The following is a 1498-nucleotide window of genomic DNA, read 5'->3' as shown; positions in this document are numbered from 1 at the left end:
GATAAAAACATACCCGTCAGTTTTCGAAAAAACACGAAAACTGACGGGCTTTTAATGAACTATGAATAATTCAGGATCACTTAAAGCATCTTAAAAAAAGCGCTCACCGGGATTCCCAGTGATCACCTTTTAAGTTACCGACTTCAGTCATCCATTAATGATGGGGATATTGATGACCAATCTCATAAACCATTTCTGGTTCCTGACTGATTCGCGTGTTTTTATTTAATGCATTGATCCAGTCCATTTCTTCATCAGTCATTTCAAAATCATAGATATCCGCATTTTGTTTAATCCGATCTGGATGAACGGACTTGGGAATAAACGAATCACCCCGTTGCAAGTGCCAGCGCAAAATGATTTGAGCGGCTGACTTACCGTGATGTTTGGCAATTTTCAAAATAACGGGATCGGCAAAAATTCTGCCCCGGCCAAGTGGTGCCCAGGCTTGAGTCACAATGTGGTTTTCACGATCAAAGTCAGTCATTGCCTCTTGAGATAAGTAGGGGTGCACTTCCAGCTGGTTCAAAACCGGCATTTCATTTGCCTTGGTTGCCAAATATTCCAGATGAACCATACCATAATTACTGGTTCCAATTGATTTAGTTAACCCTTGTTCTTTCAAAGCTTCAAAGGCCCTCCAGGTTTCAAAGAAATGTTGGTGAATTGGCCAGTGGACTAACAGAAGATCAACGTAATCCAACTGTAGTTTCTTGAGCGATTCTTCGACAGAGGCCATCACTTTGTCGTATCCTTGATTAGCTTCAGCGACCTTAGTGGTTACAAAAATCTCGTCCCGAGCAACGTCTAACTCTTTGATTGCTTTTCCAACAGCGGCTTCATTGCCATACATTTGAGCGGTATCAAACAAGCGATAGCCGGCATCATAGGCGATCTTCACTGAGTCAATCAATTCCCGTTCCTCAGTCATTTTGTAGACCCCGAGGCCTTGATTAGGCATCGTGTGACCATCGGCTAATTTAACTCTTGCATCGATTTTTTTCGTATCCATCAAATTCCTCCAATGTTACTTTAGTTTTTTAATGATTCTGGCAGGATTCCCACCGATTAGGACGTTGTCACCAAATGATTTCGTGACAACGGCACCTGCGGCAATTATAACATTATTGCCTAACGTGACCCCAGGGGTGATAATTGCACTACCACCTGCCCATAGATTGTCACCAATCGTCACTGGCCCCGGAATTTCGACACCGCGATTGCGCTCGGCAACATCAAACGCGTGGTCGACGGTGTAAATTTGAACATTCGGTCCCAACAAGCAGTTATCACCAAATTTAATCTTGCCAACATCAATAAACGTACAACCATAATTGGCAAAGAAATTCTCGCCAACTTCAACGCTGTAACCATAGTCGCACTGGAAAGGTGCCTGAATATCTACTTTTTTCCCGGTCTGTTTAAGAAGCTGTCTAAAATCTCTTAAGTAATAGTGCTAAAAACGCTAAAACGACCATTTGCAGACTGGTGGTTAATT

1 protein-coding gene and 1 pseudogene are annotated in these 1498 nt (G+C 42.6%); both read right to left on the bottom strand.

Features of this window, described 5'->3' with window-relative positions; genetic code table 11:
- Positions 1–154: 154 nt before the first annotated feature.
- Positions 155–1012: an aldo/keto reductase gene (locus QUF07_RS13950; protein WP_217164687.1), complete on the bottom strand. Its 858-nt coding sequence runs from the start codon at positions 1010–1012 to the stop codon at positions 155–157.
- 15 nt (positions 1013–1027) lie between these two features.
- A pseudogene (locus QUF07_RS13945) lies at positions 1028–1429 on the bottom strand (sugar O-acetyltransferase); the annotation flags it as partial.
- Positions 1430–1498: the final 69 nt, after the last annotated feature.

The sequence above is a fragment of the Lentilactobacillus sp. TOM.63 genome, from assembly GCF_030361045.1.
Lineage (GTDB): Bacteria > Bacillota > Bacilli > Lactobacillales > Lactobacillaceae > Lentilactobacillus > Lentilactobacillus dabitei.
The sequence above is the reverse complement of the archived record's forward strand: the minus strand, read 5'-3'. Positions and strand labels throughout refer to the sequence as shown.